This is a genomic window from Spirillospora sp. NPDC048819, assembly GCF_040650055.1.
In the GTDB taxonomy this organism is placed as follows: Bacteria; Actinomycetota; Actinomycetes; order Streptosporangiales; family Streptosporangiaceae; genus Spirillospora.
Genome location: NZ_JBEZGN010000058.1, coordinates 1 through 18211, shown reverse-complemented (window position 1 = coordinate 18211; position 18211 = coordinate 1). Strand labels below are relative to the sequence as shown.

The 18211-nt window shown below is 69.8% G+C and carries 13 protein-coding genes and 4 pseudogenes; 13 read left to right on the top strand and 4 right to left on the bottom strand.

Annotation, left to right across the window (positions count from 1 at the left end):
• The first annotated feature begins 170 nt into the window (after positions 1–170).
• Complete coding sequence (locus AB0C35_RS42930; protein WP_358469332.1) at positions 171–2489, top strand: pyruvate dehydrogenase; 2319 nt, start codon at positions 171–173, stop codon at positions 2487–2489.
• A gap of 32 nt (positions 2490–2521) precedes the next feature.
• Positions 2522–2626: pseudogene (locus AB0C35_RS42925) on the top strand (ABC transporter); the annotation flags it as partial.
• A 193-nt stretch (positions 2627–2819) separates the two neighbouring features.
• Here the strand turns inward: AB0C35_RS42925 and AB0C35_RS42920 are convergent.
• Both AB0C35_RS42920 and AB0C35_RS42915 read right to left on the bottom strand, forming a co-directional pair.
• Positions 2820–4172, bottom strand: a complete 1353-nt coding sequence (locus tag AB0C35_RS42920; protein ID WP_358469329.1) for a potassium transporter TrkG — start codon at positions 4170–4172, stop codon at positions 2820–2822.
• Positions 4173–4346: 174 nt separating this feature from the next.
• The gene (locus AB0C35_RS42915) at positions 4347–4811 is read right to left on the bottom strand and encodes a MarR family transcriptional regulator (RefSeq protein ID WP_358469326.1); all 465 of its coding nucleotides are present in this window, start codon (positions 4809–4811) and stop codon (positions 4347–4349) included.
• 88 nt (positions 4812–4899) lie between these two features.
• Here AB0C35_RS42915 and AB0C35_RS42910 point away from each other — a divergent pair, with 88 nt between their 5' ends.
• From AB0C35_RS42910 to AB0C35_RS42860, 11 genes and pseudogenes are all read left to right on the top strand, one after another.
• Complete coding sequence (locus AB0C35_RS42910) at positions 4900–5820, top strand: ABC transporter ATP-binding protein (protein ID WP_358469323.1); 921 nt, start codon at positions 4900–4902, stop codon at positions 5818–5820.
• 40 nt (positions 5821–5860) lie between these two features.
• Positions 5861–6700 (top strand): ABC transporter permease subunit, encoded by an 840-nt coding sequence (locus tag AB0C35_RS42905; protein WP_358469320.1) that lies wholly within the window; start codon positions 5861–5863, stop codon positions 6698–6700.
• Positions 6701–6900: 200 nt separating this feature from the next.
• A complete protein-coding gene (locus tag AB0C35_RS42900) occupies positions 6901–7275 on the top strand; it encodes a metalloregulator ArsR/SmtB family transcription factor (RefSeq protein ID WP_358469317.1) in 375 nt (124 codons plus the stop codon).
• Positions 7272–9368, top strand: a complete 2097-nt coding sequence (locus tag AB0C35_RS42895; protein WP_358469314.1) for a heavy metal translocating P-type ATPase — start codon at positions 7272–7274, stop codon at positions 9366–9368. Before AB0C35_RS42900 ends, AB0C35_RS42895 begins: the two co-directional genes overlap by 4 nt.
• 264 nt (positions 9369–9632) lie before the next feature.
• Positions 9633–9788, top strand: a pseudogene (locus tag AB0C35_RS42890) (PaaX family transcriptional regulator C-terminal domain-containing protein); the annotation flags it as partial.
• Positions 9789–9847: 59 nt separating this feature from the next.
• Complete coding sequence (locus AB0C35_RS42885; protein WP_358469311.1) at positions 9848–11626, top strand: LuxR C-terminal-related transcriptional regulator; 1779 nt, start codon at positions 9848–9850, stop codon at positions 11624–11626.
• 118 nt (positions 11627–11744) lie between these two features.
• Positions 11745–12578, top strand: a complete 834-nt coding sequence (locus AB0C35_RS42880; RefSeq protein ID WP_358469309.1) for a class II fructose-bisphosphate aldolase — start codon at positions 11745–11747, stop codon at positions 12576–12578.
• Positions 12575–13384, top strand: coding sequence for an HAD-IA family hydrolase (locus AB0C35_RS42875; protein ID WP_358469306.1), 810 nt, complete (start codon positions 12575–12577; stop codon positions 13382–13384). Before AB0C35_RS42880 ends, AB0C35_RS42875 begins: the two co-directional genes overlap by 4 nt.
• Positions 13381–14061: a dihydroxyacetone kinase subunit DhaL gene (dhaL, locus tag AB0C35_RS42870; RefSeq protein ID WP_358469303.1), complete on the top strand. Its 681-nt coding sequence runs from the start codon at positions 13381–13383 to the stop codon at positions 14059–14061. Before AB0C35_RS42875 ends, dhaL begins: the two co-directional genes overlap by 4 nt.
• A 38-nt stretch (positions 14062–14099) precedes the next feature.
• Positions 14100–14906: pseudogene (locus tag AB0C35_RS42865) on the top strand (dihydroxyacetone kinase subunit DhaK); the annotation flags it as partial.
• Positions 14907–15246: 340 nt separating this feature from the next.
• Positions 15247–16413, top strand: a complete 1167-nt coding sequence (locus AB0C35_RS42860) for a transaldolase family protein (RefSeq protein ID WP_358469300.1) — start codon at positions 15247–15249, stop codon at positions 16411–16413.
• 983 nt (positions 16414–17396) lie between these two features.
• On the opposite strand, the gene AB0C35_RS42855 is transcribed toward AB0C35_RS42860, so the two are convergent.
• Entirely contained in the window at positions 17397–17789 is a 393-nt protein-coding gene (locus AB0C35_RS42855) for a GNAT family N-acetyltransferase (protein WP_358469297.1), read from the bottom strand.
• 95 nt (positions 17790–17884) lie between these two features.
• Positions 17885–18211 (bottom strand): annotated as a pseudogene (locus tag AB0C35_RS42850) (hypothetical protein); the annotation flags it as partial.

Below are 18211 nucleotides of genomic sequence, written 5' to 3'. Positions count from 1 at the left end.
TCGGACGGCCGCAGGGGTGCCGCGCCTCCTCCGGTCTCCTGCTCCGGCCGTCCGCGCCGGCGACACGGGGCGTAAGTATGCGGGCATTACCTGCTTGACTGTGAGCATTATCCAGAAACACGCCTCATGACGGCTTCGCGGCCGTCGGACGCGAGGTCGGGAGAACGTCGATGAAACAGATGGCGAATCTGCAGGTCGCGGCGGGCGACACGTTGCGCGAGATCGAGCGCCGGGTGCTGTGGCTGGCGAGCGCGATGGTCCATGAGGCCAACCGGGTGCGTCCGAATCCGTCCGGCCTCAAGGTCGGCGGCCATCAGGCGTCGTCGGCCTCCATCGTCTCGATCATGACGGCGCTCTGGTTCGGTCACCTGGGGCCGCAGGATCGGGTGTCGGTGAAACCGCACGCCTCCCCGGTACTGCACGCGATCAATTACCTGCTGGGCGAGCTGGAGGAGTCCTACCTGCCGACGCTGCGGGCGTTCGGCGGGCTGCAGAGCTACCCGAGCCGCACCAAGGACCCCGACCCGGTGGACTACTCGACCGGTTCGGTCGGGATCGGCGCGACCGCCACGATCTGGGGCGCACTGGCCCGCCGCTATGTCGGGCACGCGTTCGGCGGTGCCGGGACCGGCCGTCAGTACGCGCTGGTCGGTGACGCGGAACTCGACGAGGGCGCGGTCTGGGAGGCGATCCTGGAACCGGGTGTGCGCGAGCTCGGGGAGATCGTGTGGATCGTCGACCTCAACCGCCAGTCGCTGGACCGGGTGATCCCCGACATCGCCGCCGACCGGCTGCGCGGCATGTTCGCCGCGGCCGGGTGGCAGGTGCTGACCGTGAAGTACGGGGACCTGCTGGAGGGGTTGTTCGCCCGGCCCGGCGGGGACGCGCTGCGCGAGCGCATCGACCGGATGCCCAATCCGGAGTACCAGCGGCTGCTGCGCTGCGGGCCCGCGGAGCTGCACGAGCGCCTGCCCGGGACGGGACCGGACCGCGGCACGATCGCCTCGCTCATCAGCGATCTCGACGACGCGACCTTGACGGCCGCCATCGCCGACCTGGGCGGGCATGACCTGGCGGCTCTGGACCGCGCGTACTCCGCCATCGACGACGACCGTCCCACGGTCATCTTCGCCTACACCGTGAAGGGGTACGGGCTGCCCACCCACAGCCACCCGCAGAACCACTCCTCGCTGCTGACCACCGCCCAGATGGAGGAACTGGCGGCCGAGAGCGGCATCGACCCGGCCCACCCGTGGACCGGGTTCGACTCCGGCAGCGCCGCGGCGCGGCTGTGCGCCGAGACGGCACGCCGGCTGCGCCGCCCCGACGTCCCTGCGCCCGAGGTGGCGGCTCCCCCCGCGGACTTCGGCCGCGTCCCGGCCGGGACGGCGACCACCCAGGCCGCACTGGGCCGGGTGCTGATGGACTTGACTCGTTCGGCGCCCCAGATCGCACGCAGGGTGGTGACGGTGAGCCCGGACGTCAGCTCCAGCACCAACCTGGGCGGCTGGGTCAACAAGGTGGGCGTCTGGTCGAGCCGGGAACGTCCCGACTGGTTCGCCGACGACCCCGAGACGATCCTGCACTGGCGTGAGCGGCCCACCGGGCAGCACATCGAGCTGGGCATCGCCGAGACCAACCTCGTCGGGCTGATCGGGGAGCTCGGCACCACCTGGAGCCGGTGGGGCGAGCCGCTGCTCCCGATCGGCGTCCTGTACGACCCGTTCGTGCAGCGGGCGCTGGAGCCGTGGTCGTTCGGCATCTACGCGGGCGGCCAGTCGATCCTGGTGGGCACGCCGTCGGGGGTGAGCCTGGCGTCGGAGGGCGGCGCGCACCAGTCCATCACCACCCCGTCGCTGGGCATCGAGCAACCGGGCTGCGTCTCCTACGAGCCGGCGTTCGCCATCGACGTCGAATGGACGCTGCTGGAGTGCCTGGCCCGGCTGGGGCGTCCCGACGGCAGCTCGGCCTACCTGCGGCTCTCCACCCGGCCGGTGGACCAGTCCCTGGCCGCCGTCCCGCAGGACCCGGCGGCCCGAGAGCGGCGCCGCCGCCAGGTGGTCGCGGGCGGATACCCATTGAGGCGCACCGCATCCCCCGCAGTCACCATCGCGGCGATGGGCGCGGTAGTGCCCGAGGCCTTGGCCGCGGCGGCCCGCCTGGCCGAGAACGGCGTGGACGCGGACGTGACGTGTGTGACCAGCCCCGACCTCCTCATGCGCGCGCTACGCGCCCGCCAGGGCAACCAGGAGGCACCGAGCTGGATTCTCGACCGCCTCTTCCCCGCTCACCGGGCCGCCCCGCTGGTCACCGTGCTGGACGGCCACCCTCACACGCTGACCTTCCTGGCAACGATCAACCGGGTCCCGACCATCTCCCTGGGCGTGACACAGTTCGGCCAATCGGGATCCATGGAAGACGTCTACCGCCACCACGCAGTCGACGCCGACGCCATCGTCCGCGCCGCCCTAGACCTGGCCGAGACCTGACACCCCTCCGAGGGTCTGTAGGCCGGAGCACCGCGCGGCTGCTGGAGCAGTTCGACCCGGTCGAGGACGCCGGCAAGCCCGCGTCCACCTACTCCGGCGGCGTGCAGCGCCGGCCGGATCTGGCGATGACGCTGGTCAGTGCCCAGCTGGCCGCATGGGTGCACGGGTGGAAGACGGCCCTGGAGCGCGCTGCTCATCGGCCGGTCCGTTTCCATCTGGCGTCGCTGTAGCGGCGACGGTGGTGATTGGGTCTCGTCCTGGCCGAGCCCGCCCCGGGAACCAGGGCCTGCCGTCTCTGGGGGAGAGGCTCTGGGAGGGCGCGCGGATGGGTCAGCCGACGATGGGGCGTTCTTCGGGGAGTTCGTAGCTGCGGGCGCGTTCGCGCAGGGCCAGGGCGGTGCCGAGGGTGAGGGGGCCGATGCGGCCGATGAACATCAGCGCGATCAGCACCAGGTGGCCGGCGGCCGGCAGGTCGGCGGTGATGCCGGTGGACAGGCCTACGGTGGCGAACGCCGAGACCGCCTCGAACAGCACCCGGTCCAGCGGATGGTCGGTCATGGTCTCCAGCGCGAAGGTGGCGGTGGTCACCAGGCCGAGCGACAGCAGCGCGATCGCGATGACCTGGCGCTGGGTGCCCTCGGGCAGCCGGCGGTGGCCGATGTTGACGCGGGTCTCGCCGCGCATCTCGGCCCACAGCACGAAGGCCAGCAGGCCGAAGGTGGTGACCTTGATGCCGCCGGCGGTGCCGGCGCTGCCGCCGCCGATGAACATCAGGACATCGGTGGCCAGCCAGCTTTCGGGCCGCATCGCGGCGATGTCGAGGTTGTTGAACCCCGCGGTGCGCGGCATCACCGCGGCGGTGAACCCGGCCAGCAACCGCGACGGCCCGGGCATGGCACCGAGAGTGGCGGGGTTGGTCCACTCGGCCGCGGTCAGTACCAGGGTGCCGCCGCCCAGCAGCACCGCCGAGGTGCCGACGGTGACGCGGGTGAGGATCGACCAGGTGCGCGGGCGGCGCCAGCCGCGGGCCAGCTCGAAGATCACGGGGAAGCCGAGCCCGCCGACGATGACCGCGGCGCAGATGGTCAGGCTGATCCACGGGTCGTCGGCGAACCGGACCAGGCTGTCGGGCCACAGCGCGAACCCGGCGTTGTTGAACGCCGACACCGAATGGAAGACGCCCAGGTAGGCGGCGCGGCCGAACGACTCGCCGTACCCCAGAGCGAACCGCCCGCACAGCACCGCGGCCACGATCGTCTCGCAGGTCAGGGTGAACAGCACCACCTGCCGGATCACCCGGCGGAGGTCGGTCATGCGCAGGGTTTTGGTCTCGGCCTGGGCGGCCAGCCGCGCACGCAGTCCCAGCCGGCGCGACAGCACGATCGCGAACAGGGTGGCCAGCGTCATCAGCCCCAGCCCGCCGATCTGGATCAGGCACAGGATGACGACCTCGCCGAACGTCGTCCAGTGGCCCGCGGTGTCGACGGTGACCAGCCCGGTCACGCACACCGCTGATGTGGCGGTGAACAGCGCATCCAGCGGCCGGGCCGAACCGGGCTCATGCGTGGCCGCCGGGAGCCACAGCAGCAGCGTCCCGATCGCGATCGTGACCGCGAACCCGGTGACCACGACCTGGGCCGGGTGCTGGAAGCGTTCCAGCAGCACCGCCCCCCGCGGCCGCACGTGCAATTGCTGAGGCCTGCGCCGAAACAGGGTGACCCCTCCCCAAATCGATCCCGCATTAGAGCACATCGCGCCCGCAGTGCATCAGCATGGGGCCAGGCTCGGTCCCACTCGACCCATGATCAGCGTCCCCGGCTCCGGTAGGTGCCTTACCCCGCGGCCGCGGGTCCGTGGTCAGGCGCCGGAGCGGCGGTCGCGACCGGTCCGCCAGCGCTCGATCAGGGCGGGCATCTCGCGGAACATGAAGCCGTAGAAGTCGCGCATCTCCTCCAGCCGCCGGGCGGCGGGGCTGTCGGGCCCGGCGGCCTCGATGCCCCGATCGGCGGCCTTGAACATCGCCTGCACCATGCCGTTCTGGGCCGACATCAACGTGGCCCAGGCACCCTCGCGCACCCGGTAGTGCTCGCGGCGGCTGCCCGGCGCGGGAGCCCGCTCGATCAGCCCGACGGTGGACAGCATCTTGATCGCCCCCGACACGCTGCCGGAGCTGATCCCCAGCCGCTCGGCCAGATCCGGCGCGGTGACACTGTCCTCGTCGGCGAACATGAACGCCGCCAGCACCCGCGCGGTCGCCTTTTGCAGCCCGCCCTGCGCCAGCACCAGCGCCAGATGCTCGGCCGCCTCGGTGGTGTCCGCCAAGGTCGTCCCCCTCCTCAAAGACCCTGACGAAACCTTAACAGCTCAAAGTCTTCAAAAATCTTTGAAGACTTTGATATTATCTACCGACATGAGCACCGCAGCAATCGACATCGACCACCTCACCAAGACCTACGGCACCCGCCGCGGCCTGGACGACCTGTCCCTGCAGGTGTGGGCGGGCGAGGTGTTCGGCTACCTGGGCCCCAACGGGGCGGGCAAGTCCACGACCATCCGGATGCTGCTGGACCTGATCCGCCCCACCTCCGGAACCGCCCGCGTCCTCGGACTGGACCCGCGCGACGACGCGGTGCGACTGCACCGCCGTATCGGGTACCTGGCCGGAGACTTCGTCGTCGACGGCCGGCAGAAGGCCGGTGAGTGCCTGACGTTCCTGGCGGGCCTGCGCGGGGGCGTCCCCGCGCACCGGATCGCCGCACTGGCCGGGCAGCTGGAGCTGGACCTGGACGCGCGGATCAAGACCCTGTCCAAGGGGAACCGGCAGAAGGTCGGCGTGGTGCAGGCGTTCATGCACCAGCCCGAACTGCTCATCCTGGACGAGCCCACCTCCGGCCTGGACCCCCTGGTCCAGCAGACGTTCCTGGACATGGTCGCCGAGGCCCGGGCCGGCGGGCAGACGGTGTTCATGTCCAGCCACATCATGAGCGAGGTCGAAGCGGTCGCCGACCGCGTCGCCATCATCCGCGAAGGCGAACTGGTCGCTATGGACACCGTCGCCGACCTGCGCGCCCGCTCCTTCCTGCAGGTGCAGATCACCTTCGCCGCCCCCGTGCCGGTGGAGGAGTTCGCCGGCCTGCCCGGCGTCACCGACCTGGCCGTCGACGGCGCCACCCTGACCTGCCGGGCCGATGGCAGCCCCGATCCCTTGATCAAGGCCGCCGCCCGGCACACCGTCACCGGCCTGCGCGCCGACACCCAGGACCTGGAAGAGCTCTTCCACACCTACTACACCGGCCAGACCGACGAGCCCGGCAGCGGCACCGCCGCCTGAACCTTCCCACCCCACTGACACGATCACGAACGGCGGCACCATGACCACCCGCCCCGCAGCCACCCCCACGATCCCCGGAGCGTCCGGACCCGCCCGCGCCTTCAGCGGCTCGATGTTCACCAAGACCCTGTACGACAACCGGCGCATCTTCACCGTCTGGGCCCTGGCCACCGGGGTGCTGGCGATGATGTACGGCAGCTTCTACCCGCAGATCACCGCAGACTCCCTGGCCAACGTGCCCGAGGCGATGCGGGGCTTCGGCTTCGACGATGCAGCCGACGCCGCCGGCTACCTGCAGGGCGCGGTGTTCGGACTGCTGGTGCCGCTGCTGGCCACCTTCTACGGCACCGCCACCGGTGCCCGCATGATCTCCGCCGACGAGGAATCCGGCTATCTGGACCTGCTCCTGGCCCACCCGATCGGCCGCACCCGGCTGCTGCTGCACCGCTTCGCCGCCCTGGCCGCCGGCGCCCTGGCGATCGCGGTGCTCGTACTGGCCGCCATGCTCGCCATCCGCTCCAGCGCCGAACTCGACACCATCAGTCCCGCGAACTTCACCGCGCAAGCGGTCAACCTGCTCCTGCTGACGATTCTGTTCGGCGCGCTGGCCACCGGCCTCGGCGCCGCCACCGGGAAGAGCCGCCCCACCGTCTTCGGCATCACCGCCGGCCTCGGTGTCGCCGCCTACGCCCTAAACGGCTTCGCCCCCCAGATCGGCGCCGACTGGCTCCGCCAACTGACCCCGTACCACTACTACATCGGCGGCGAACCGCTCAAGAACGGCCTCCACCTCGGCGACGCGACCGTCCTGGCCGCCGCCGCGATCACCCTGATCGCCGCCGGCGCCTGGCGGCTCAACCGCCGAGACCTAGGCCGCTGAGCAGCACCGACAAGCTCGCCGCCCGGTGGGCACCGCCGACCTCGCAGCGCCTCTCCTGCATCGAGGCCCCAAGACTGAGCAGCCAACTCCGCGACTGCTAATCACACGGCCACCGTGGCTTGGTCAGCCGGGGAAGGCGCGCCCGCCGACGTGGCTCGACCCACATTGCGATAGTCGTACGTTCGTGCGAATATACGTATATGGACAAGGTGTCGCACAACCATCCGGTCGATGCCGCGGGGGTCGGCCGCGCGCACAGGGCCGCCCTGACGGCCGCCGAGGCGGAGCGTCTCGGGTCGCTGCTCGCCCTTCTGTCCGATCAGGTTCGCTTGCGGATGCTGTTCGTGCTGGTGTCGGTCGAGGAGTTGTGCGTTGGTGATCTCGCGTTGGCGCTGGACATCTCGATGGATCAGTCCTCCTACGCGCTCAGGCAACTGCGCGGTGCGGGCCTGGTCCAGACCCGTCGCGGCGGCCGGGTCATCTACTACCGCCTGGCCGACGGCTTTCCCCAGCAACTGCTGGAGCACTGCCTGCGTGAGCTGCTGACGATTTCGGATGGAAGGGAGCGATCATGACCGGTCACCGTCATGTTGATCAGCGGGAGCCGGTCGTGGAGCCCGTCGGCCACGCTCATCACTCCGACCGTTCGGTGCTCGACAACGCCGGTCACGCGGCGCACGGGGGTCACGGCGACCACGCGGGACACGGCGACCATGCCGGACAGTTCCGGCGGCTGTTCTGGGTGATGCTGGTGCTTGCCGTGCCCGTGGTCGGCTTCTCCGGCATGTTCGCCTCGCTGCTGGGCTACCGGCTGCCGGACGCGGGCTGGACGACCTGGGTTTCCCCGCTGCTGGGCACCGCCATGTATGCCTGGGGCGGCCGGCCGTTCCTGACCGGCGCCGCCGCCGAGATGCGCTCCCGCAGGCCCGGGATGATGCTGCTGATCGCGCTGGCCATCACGGTGGCGTTCGTCGCCTCGTGGGGCTCCAGCCTGCGCATCTTGGATCACCAGCTGGACTTCTGGTGGGAGCTGGCGCTGCTGGTCGTGATCATGCTGTTGGGGCACTGGATCGAGATGCGATCGCTCGCACAGACCACCTCGGCCCTGGACTCACTGGCCGCGCTGCTGCCCGACGAGGCCGAGCGTCTCGAAGGCGATCGGTTCGTCACCGTGCATCCCGGTGTTCTGCGGGTGGGCGACGTCGTGCTGGTGCGACCGGGCGGCGGCGTCCCGGCGGACGGGCAGATCATCGACGGCGAGGCCGAGATGGACGAGTCGATGGTCACCGGCGAGTCCCGCACCGTCCGCCGTGGTCTCGGGGAGCGGGTCGTGGCCGGGACCGTCGCGACCGACTCGGGGCTGCGGATCGAGGTCACCGCGATCGGCGAGGACACCGCACTGGCCGGTATCCAGCGCCTCGTGTCGGAGGCGCAGAACTCCTCCTCCCGTGCGCAGCGGCTGGCCGACACCGCCGCCGGATGGCTGTTCTGGTTCGCTCTCGGCGCGGCCGTGATCACCATGCTGGTCTGGGCGCTGATGCTCGGCTACACCGACGACGCCGTCACCCGCACCATCACCGTGCTGGTCATCGCCTGCCCGCACGCCCTCGGCCTGGCCATCCCGCTGGTGGTGTCCATCGCCACCGAACGCGCCGCCCGCGGCGGGGTACTGGTCAAGGACCGGCTGGCCCTGGAGAGCATGCGCACCGTCGACGCCGTGCTGTTCGACAAGACCGGCACCCTGACCAAGGGAGAGCCGACCGTCATCACCGTCGAACCGGCCACCGGACTCATCGCCGATGAGGTGCTCGCGCTCGCCGCCGCCGCCGAGACCGACAGCGAGCACCCGCTGGCCAAGGCGATCGTCCGCGCCGCCGCCGAGCGGAACCTGGACGTCCCGCGCGCCCGCGACTTCACCTCGTCCCCCGCCCTCGGCGTCACCGCCACCGTCGCCGGCCGGCAGATCCGGGTCGGCGGACCGTACCTCCTGGCCGAGGAAGGTCGGAAGGAACTCGGGGTGGCCGACCGCTGGCGCACCGACGGGGCGATCATCTTGCACGTGCTCCGCGACGGACAGGTGATCGGCGCGCTGAAACTGGCCGACGAGATCCGTTCGGAGTCCCGCCGGGCCGTCGACGCGCTGCACCGGCGGGGCATCGAGGTCATCATGATCACCGGGGACGCCCGGGCGGTCGCCGAGTCGGTCGGCGCCGAACTCGGCATCGACCGCGTCTTCGCCGGCGTCCGCCCCGAGGACAAGGCCGCGACCGTCAAGGCGCTGCAGGACGAGGGCAAGCACGTGGCCATGGTCGGCGACGGCGTCAACGACGCCCCCGCGCTGGCCCAGGCCGACGTCGGCATCGCCATCGGCGCCGGCACCGACGTCGCGATCGGCTCTGCCGGGGTCATCCTGGCCAGCGACGACCCCCGCTCGGTGCTGTCGGTCATCGACCTGTCCCGGGCCAGCTACCGCAAGATGAAGCAGAACCTGTGGTGGGCCGCCGGATACAACCTGATCTCCGTTCCGCTCGCCGCAGGGGTCCTGGCATCGGTCGGGTTCGTCCTGCCCATGTCGGTCGGCGCGGTCCTGATGTCCCTGTCCACGATCGTGGTCGCCCTCAACGCCCAATTGCTGCGCAGGCTCGACCTACGACCACAGGCCACCTGAGACCGCAGGAGGAACACCGTCCAACCGTGCAAACGCCTCACCGGCAATGGTGAGGCGTTTGCGCTGTCGACCCGAGACGCGCCCGCGACCGCCGCGCGCATCAGCATGTACGCCTCGTGCGCCACCTGCCGCTTGGGGCTCGCCATCGGAGTCTCGTCCTCGACCTCGCGGTACAGGAGGAACCGGGCCACAGCAGCCCTGACATCGACCCGAGCACGCCTTGACCACCTGCGTTGGCGTGTCGACCACTAGCGTAAGCTCCCGTTTTGTGACTCCGGCCTGCCGCGCGAGCTCCTCGCGGACGACTGGAGCGCACCCGCGGCCGGGGCGCTGTTCGAGCATCTGGCCGCACCCCTGAAGGGGAGGGCTCTGGCCCCCGCGGCCAGCTACCGGACGACGAGCCCGCACCCTGCCCAATAGCGCGGCCCCCCCGCACGGCATGATCGGGCGCCGCCATCGCGAGTCGGAGGATTCGGCCTGTGACGTCTCAGCCTGAGGGCCCGCCGAGATCCCTTGCCACGCTGGTCGCCAAGGTGACCGCGCTGAACGAGATCGCCGACGAGCTCGCGGGCGAGTTCGAGCCGTCGGCCGCGCTCGAGTCCATCCTCGCCCGCTGCATCCAGCTGATGGCCTGCGACGCGGGATCGGTTTCCAGCGTCGACGAGGCGGCCGGAACCTACCGCAAAGTGGCCGACATCGGCGTCCAATGCCAGTCGGGGCAGGTGTTCCCGCTCGACGAGGGCATGACCGGGGAGGTCGTGAGGCGCCGGACCGCGGTGTGGTTCGACCGTTACGACGACGTCAAGGGAGGACACCTCGACGCCGCCGACCGTGACGGCTTGGGAGCGACCATCGGCGTCCCCCTGGAATGGCGAGGTCGCGTCATCGGGGCATGCGTGTTGTTCTCCCGCGATCCCCATCGTCGATTCGGGCACGACGACGCGCAGCTCCTGGGCATGTTCGCCCGCCACGGCGCCGTGGCGCTGGCCAACGCGACGATGCACGCCGCGATCGAGGAGCACACCCGGCACAAGGCCGCCACGGCGGAGCGCCAGCGCGTTCTCGCCGAGCTCGAGGACCTCCTGGCGCAGGCTTTCCAGGAGGCCGTTCACGAGATCGACGTCGCGGAGGAACGCAAGCCCGCCGACGCCGACGGGGAGCTGGGATCCGTACGGGCCGCCGTCCAGGCGGCATTCGCCGGCATCACGGCCAAGGTTCACGAACTGGCGTTCGTGGCGGAGGACCAACGGGACCTCGACACCCTCCTCCGCAGCGAACTGGCGACACTGGAGGACATCCGTTCGCTGCGCACCGAACTCGTGGTGTCGGGCGAACCGGTGGCCCTCGAGCCGGCCGTCCTGCGCGACATCATGCGCGTCCTCCGCGAAGTGCTCGACAACATCGTCCGGCACGCCTCGGCGCGAAGCGTCCGGGTGCTGCTCGCCTACGAGTACTCGGTGCTGCGAGTGGTGGTCCAGGACGACGGCCGCGGCTTCGTCACCGGCCCCAGCGAGATACCGGCCGGACCGGGGCAGGCGCGCATCGTCAGCTGCGCGCGGGAGCTGGGCGGTGATGTCGCCTTCGAGTCGGAACCGAACTGGGGCACGACGGTGCGGCTTCGTTTCCCGCAGCGGCACCGGCCGAGCGAGCACGCCCCGCGTGTCCCGGTCGTCGTCGCCGCCCCGCGCCGGATCACCACCGCCGGAATCGCAAGGTTGATCACCTGGGAGGAGCCGTCGCTCGCCGTGGTGGCGGAATGCCGCACGGTCGAGGACCTGCTGCGCAAGATGCACCGCTCGGCTCCGGCGGTGACGATGATCGCCCACGATGACCCCGATCTACTCGTCGACTGGGTGCGGCGAGCCACCGACGCCTGCCCCGACGGCGCCATCGTCGCCGTCTGTCCTCGCCGCGACTACGACCTGCTCTCCGAGGTCGTCCTCGTCGGCGCCACCGGTTGCGTCCTCGACACGGCCGACGGCTCCACGGCGGCTTCGGTGGTTCTCGCCGCGTCGAAGGGCCGGCCGATCGTGCCCACGTTCGATCCGATCGAGCGAGGTCCCGGCCACGCCGACCTCACCAGCCGCGAGCGCGAGGTTCGCCACCTGGTGGAGCGTGGCCTGGCGAACAAGGCGATCGCCGACGAGCTGGTCATCTCGGTCAAGACAGTGGAAAAGCACGTCGGCGCGATCCTGCGGAAGGCCGGGTTGAAGACCCGCAATGAGCTGATGGCGCGGGGGCGCGCGGCGGCCCGGTAGGGAAGACCCCCAGGTGAAGACGGGGAATCGCCCTCATGTGCCGGTCGCGCACCGTACCTACCGTGAGGCGTATACCGAAACGGGGGTAGTAGTGCCTGTCACCGCTCTGCAAGACATCGTGAAGCCCGCGCTCGAGCAGCGCTACGGCGTCCCGGCCATCAACATCGTCAACCTGGACACGATGGAGGCCGTCCTGTCCGCGGCGGTCGCCGAGCGATCACCGCTCATCGTGCAGACCTCCGTCAAGACCGTGCGGCACTTCGGCTCCTCGGTCCTGTTCGCAGGCTGGAGCGCGATGACGGCCGGAATCGAGGTGCCGGTGTCCCTGCACCTCGACCACTGCCCATATCGGGAGGTCATCACCGAGTGCCTGCGCGCCGGCTGGAACAGCGTGCTCTTCGACGCCTCCGAAATGCCGGTCGCCGAGAACCTGGCGCAGACGATCCAGGTCGTCGCCGAGGCGCGACAGTACGGGGCGCATGTCGAGGGCGAGATCGAATCGATCACCGGCGTCGAGGACGGCATCGGCAGCGACACACCGGCCGAGCGGCAGACCCTCGATATCTGCCTGGACTTCATCGAGCGCTCGGGGGTCGATGTATTCGCCCCCGCGATCGGCAACGCTCACGGGCAGTACACCGCCCAGCCCTCCCTGGACTACCAGCGAGTCGACGACATCGTCACCCGGACGGGCGTTCCCGTCGCGCTGCACGGCGGGACGGGGCTCTCCGCCGATCAGTTCCGGGAGTTGATCGCGCGCGGCTGCGCCAAGGTCAACATCTCGACGGCGCTCAAGCACGCCTGGATGAGGTCCAACCTCGAAGCGCTCCGGACGGCCGAGGCGAGCGGCCGCTGGGAACCGCTCGAGCAGATCACCTCCTCGTCTGCGGCCGTCACCGAGATGGCGGTCGAGCACATGCGCCTTTTCGGCAGCTCCGGTCACGCGGCATGAGCACGCGCGCACTCATCTTCGACTGCGACGGAGTCCTGGCCGACACCGAGAAGGACGGGCACCGGGTCGCGTTCAACCGGACCTTCGAGGAACACGGCGTCCCCCTGCACTGGAGCATCGCGGATTACGGCCCGCTCCTCACGGTCGGCGGCGGCAAGGAGCGCATCCGCGCCGCCCTGACTCCCGACCTCCTCGAGCGTGCGGAACTGCCCACTGATGCCGCGAAGCTCGACGAGCTCGTACTGGCCTGGCATCGCCGCAAGAGCGAGCTGTACCGCCAGATCGTCGCGGACGGGAGACTCCCCGGCCGCCCGGGCGTCGCGCGGCTCGCCGCCGAGGCCATGGCCGCCGGCTGGCGGATCGCGGTCGCCTCCACCTCCGCGTACGAGTCGGTGCGCGCCGTGGCCCGGCACGTCTTCGCTCCGGACGTCGCCGACCAGTTGCAGATCTTCGCCGGCGATGTCGTGTCGAAGAAGAAGCCGGCCCCCGACATCTACCTCACGGCCGCACTCGAACTGGGCGTACGGGCGGCGGACTGCGTAGCGATCGAGGACTCGCCGATCGGGTGCACCTCCGCCGTCGAGGCGGGGATGGTGTGCGTGGTCACCGAGAGCGAGTACACCGGCGGTGACGTCTTCCAGGGCGCATCCCTGGTCGTCAGCGACCTCGGTGACCCCGACGGAGCGCCCAGCGTAGTCCGCGCCGATCCGTCCGGCCTCGAGATCGGACATGAGGTGAGGTTCGAGCACCTCCGGCGACTTCTCGAGCGAAAGCACGGGACCACATCGAAGGGACAAACGGAATGAGCACCACCGGCCTCGTCGAGACCGTGGTCCGCGCCATCGCCGAGACGGCCGTCGCGAACGAGCGCTACTTCTGCGATCTCGACGCCGTCGCCGGCGACGGCGACTTCGGCTTCTCGCTGGCCCGGGGCTTCGAAGTCGTCCTCGACACCTGGGATGAGCTCGACCGGGACAGCGACGCGGCCTTTCTCCGCCGCGTCGCGACGACCATCACAAGCCGCACCGGCGGAACGTCCGGCCCGATCTGGGGCACGGCGTTCCTGCGGGCCGGGGGTGCGCTCGCTCAGCCCGAGACCCCCGCCGGCGGTCAGGCGGCCGTGGCCGCTCTCCGCGCCTCGATCAAGGGGATCAAGGACCGCGGAAAGGCAGATCTGGGGGACAAGACCCTTCTCGACGCCCTGATCCCGGCGGTCGACGCGCTCGAGAGCGCCGTGGACGACGGGCTCCCGGTCGCCGCGGCGCTGCGGCGGACCGCGCAGGCCGCGCGCACGGGCGCCGACGCCACCAAGGACCTGCAGGCCAAGCGAGGCCGCGCCAGCTACACCGGAGCGCGCAGCGTCGGAAGCGCCGACCCCGGGGCCGTCGCCATCGCCGTCATGACCGAAGAGATCGCACAAAGGCTCAGCGGTCCGACCACCCCCGCGTCGCAGTCGACGTCACCGTCCGAGGAGGAAGCGTGAAGAAGTTCGTCAACGACCCCAAGAATTTCGTGTCCGAGATGCTCGAGGGTCTCGCCCTCGCCAATCCGGACACCCTGACCTACGACCCCGAGATCAACTTGATCACGCGTGCGGACGCCCCGGTCGCGAACAAGGTGGCGATCCTGCAGGGTTCGGGTTCGGGTCACGAACCGGCGCACGTCATGGCGGTCGGACCCGGAATGCTCGACGGCGCCTGCCCGGGCGATGTGTTCGCCGCGCCGCCGATGGAGTACATCGTGAGCGCGACCCGCAAGCTCGCCTCCGACGCGGGCGTGGCGTACATCGTGAACAACTACACGGGCGACCGGATGGCGTTCGAGATGGCGCAGGAACTGGCCGAGGCCGAGGGCATCAAGGTCCGCACCGTCCTGGTCGATGACGACGTGGCCGTCAACGACTCGACGTTCACCGTGGGCCGGCGCGGTGTCGCGGGCAACTTCTTCGTCATCAAGGCCATGGGCGCGGCCGCGGAGAGGGGAGCCGACCTCGACGAGGTCGTGCGCATCGGGGAGCACGTCAACTCGGTGACCCGCAGCATGGGCATGGCCCTGACGTCGTGCACGCCGCCCGCCAAGGGCACCCCGATCTTCGAGCTCGGCGTCGAGGAGGCCGAGATGGGTGTCGGCATCCACGGTGAGCCCGGCCGCGAGCGCGTCAACGTCGCCACCGCCGCGGAGATCGTCACGCAACTGCTCGACGCCATCGTCCCCGACCTGCCCTTCTCCGGCGGCGAACGCGTCGCCCTGATGGTCAACGGCTTGGGCGGCACGCCGATCAGTGAGCTGTACATCCTGTACGGGCTGGCTCACAAGGAACTCTCGAAGCGCGGCATCGAGGTCGCGCGCAACTACATCGGCGAATACTGCACTTCGCTGGACATGGCGGTGCCTCACTCACGCTGGTCCGGCTCGACGACGAGATCGAAGACCTGCTGGCCGCCCCCGCCGACGTGCCGATTCGGGTCTTCTAACGGTGCCTTCACCCGTCCGACCACCACACGAACGGAAGCAAGTGAGCCGCTCAACACCGTACGCAGAGCCACGACCGGGCGTCTCCGACGCCTCGGGGGACGCCGGTCCCCTCCGGGTCCGCACGGGCGAACAGGATTACGTCGCCCGCCTGCCCGCGTGGCTACGCGAGGGCCTCGCCGGGCGGAATGTCGGTGTGACGACGACATTCCGCGATGTCATCGACACCCTCGGCGACGCGGGCGGCGGGACTCCCGCCGGATTCCGGATCGAGGTCAGGGACCGGCACGACGGGTCGGCGGAGATCGACCTGGTGCGCGACATCGGCTACGACCGCGACGGCCGGTCCCGCCCTACGCCTCTGCTGTTCTCGGTGGACAGCGTCAATCCACGCGACATCGCGCCATGGTCGAACCTGGTCGCCAACATGACGTGCAACCCGGGCATCGTCTACGACCTCTTCCTCAACGATCCCACCAAGAACGTCAATCGCGAGTACAAGACGATCGACGAGGTCATCGGCGAGGTCGCACGCATACTGGGCCCGGGTTGCGACGTGTCCGTCGAGCTGCACAACCCTTACGAGACCGACTTCAGCGTGATCCTGGAGGAGGTTGCGCGTTACGAATCCATCCTCGGCAGGCACCGTCTCGTCGTCAAGGTTCCGCACACCGGCCCGATCGGCCCCAGCACGTACCCTTCGCTGCTGGAAGGCGATGGACGGTTCCCCCTGCGCTACGACCAGGGCCATCCCCGGGACTATCTCCGAGGTCACCAGCTCGCCTACGACCTGCAAGAGCGCGGCTACCGAGTCAACTTCACCCTGATGTTCGAGCCGCATCAAACTCCGCTCGCGCTGCAGGCGCGGCCGTATTTCATCAACGCGTTCCTACGCAACCGGCTCGGAGCGACGCGTCGGATGCGGGGGTTGATCGCGGCGTGGGACGCTTCAGGCGACGAGGCGTTCCTGGTGCAACTCCGCTCGTGGATGATCGGCAACGACTTCCTCGCACCGGGTGACGAGGACCTGGACTTGATCAAGGTCCTCTCGATGGCCATGAGCCACCTGCGCCAACGTCAGGCCCCGTCGGGCCTCGACGACGGCCTCGACGCCGCACGGCAGTCACTGCGCTGGCTGGCCGGCTCGAATCTGCCGGACTCCCGTCTCATCCTCTGCTCCATGGAGGGCGACGACATGTTCCCCGACATCACTCGCATGCTGACCGAGCCCGAGTTCGTCTCGCTGCACCACAGGGTGCTCATCACGACCGACCCGGTGTACCTGTCGCGCTGGACGAGCTCCCCCCAGGTGGTCAGCTACCAACGGCGATTCATGAAGGCGGCCGCCACCCAGCCGGTGTGAACGGGGACGCGACGTCCGTGACCTTCAGATCGCCTGCCACGGCGGCACACAAGTGTGCCAATTCAATGGCTGATCTGATTGGGTCATCCCTGAAGGAGCGGGGCCGGAAGCAATCATCGAATATGTCTGTGTCCTCCTGCGGAGGATGGGTTGCGCACAACCTCCGGATCGAAAGTCCGAGATTGCCGTATCAGGGCGGCTTTCTCAGCGTCGGCCTGTGCTGACCCGTCCGCATCGAGCCCGATCTTCGTGCCGCACGATGCCGCCGCATGCCGATCCGTTTCGGCGCCGCCGAGCCGACAACGAGCCGACAAGGGCCGTTGTCGGCTCTTGCGGGCTTCCTCGGCATCACCGACGCCCGCCCGATGAGGCCGCTGCCACCGCCGATCGGTGGGCTGCGGCTCCTGAGCCTTCAGGCTTGGTGCGACAGGCGGGCGGCGGCCCGCGTCCCAGGGCGCGCAGGACCACTCCCACCGCGACCGCCCGCGACCCGAGCCGCCGGACCAGGCGCACCTGCTCGGCGACGTCGCCGAGTTCTTACACCACCGGTGGAGGCGCGGGCCCGTCGACCGCCCGCCACTCCCAGCGACCGGCCGAGCGGTCATAGGCGTGATCGGTCCCGATACCGGAGCGCGTCGGCCGCCGCGCGCAGACAATGACGCATTTCCCTCCCATCCATGACTGGGCTCGCGTGCGCGGACGAGTATGCGGTCGGTCATCCTCCACGACAGTGCACGAACTCCTCCACCGTGCGGACGGTGACAACCGGCCACCGTCGCCGGGATCGGGATCGGGATCGGGCACCACCGTTTCCGGGTCGACCAAATACACCTCGTGGCCGTCGGGTGGCCACTGGCGATCGAAACGCGGTTGGATGCGTTGATCACCTCGATCGTGTCGTCACCGAGGCCGCGCCCCTTGTGCTGCGATTCGGGGAGCCGCTGCTGCCTTGTATTCCTGGTCGATATAGGGACGCTCCGCGTTCACGCCCCACCCTTGATCGCCTGCTTGACGGTGGTGAGGTCGGCCGGCCTCGGCCGGCGGAACCGTCCGCCTTCGGCCTTGTAGTCCTCGCCGTGCTTGTCCAGGTGCTTGCTGAAGAGCGGGCACACGGGCACGACGGTGAGGCCCTTGCGAATGCTGTCCGCCAGCGCCTCGCGGACGAGGAGTCCCGCCAGGCCACGACCGCCGAACTCCTCGGCGATCTCGGTGTGGAAGAAGATGCGCTCGCCGCCGGCCTCCGGCGGGTCGACGAAGTCCGCACGGCCGGCGAAGGTTCCGTCGTCCACGCTCACGGTGTAGGCGCTGATGGCGCGTGTCTCGTCGAGCGCGACATGTACGGGGGCGCCGGTTCTGTCGGTCCGTTGTTCGATCACTTCGGGTACCTCTCTGCGTGGAATGATGTCCAACTCGGTGGGGGCGGGCATAGCGGTTCGCGGGAACGAGGCGGGGCAAGCGCCGGCCGGTTCGGTCAGCCGCCGAACTGTGCGTGGGGCGGGGGATTCTTCCTCGGCCGCATCCGGACCTGGGGCAGTTCCGGGGCCGGGATTCTCGCCATCCCGTCGCGGTTCTTTCCCGGGCCGCCGTGTCCCACGTAACCTTCGACGCGCCCGAACCGCTCGCCGTGGTTCTCCCACTCATCCCGGTACTGCCTGATCTCCTCCGTCGAGCGGCCCAGGAAGTTCCACAGCAGCTCAGCGGCACGGAGCCTGTCAAACTCGTTGAGACAGCTCAGGCTGCGGGTTGTGCCTGCTTGTTCTCCTTGTTCTCGTCCTTGGGCGGTTCGTTGATCCAGGCC